This window comes from Bradyrhizobium sp. Kon69, from assembly GCF_055807515.1.
Map to the genome: position 1 here is coordinate 1 of NZ_JBVVOS010000638.1, position 229 is coordinate 229.

Below are 229 nucleotides of genomic sequence, written 5' to 3' on the forward strand. Positions count from 1 at the left end.
GGCCGTGGGTGGTGCGCATGAAGTCGCGGTCGTCACGCACGAACAAATCGGCGCCTTCTACCAGCTCCACCCCCATTTCCCGCGTAGAAAGCAATGGCTTTCTCGTGTTGCGCGGACTATCGTTCGGCACCCCTGTTCATCCTGCGAAAACTGCCCATGAGTGATGCCCATAACGCCCTGATCACTGAGTTCTACAGCGCCTTTGAGCGCCTGACGCCGAAGCCATGGC

The 229-nt window shown here is 59.4% G+C and carries 1 protein-coding gene; it reads right to left on the reverse strand.

Annotation, left to right across the window (positions count from 1 at the left end; translation table 11 throughout):
- A partial coding sequence (locus AC0L3U_RS40415; RefSeq protein ID WP_473365274.1) for a hypothetical protein occupies positions 1-76 on the reverse strand: 76 nt, incomplete at its 3' end.
- Positions 77-229 lie beyond the last annotated feature (153 nt).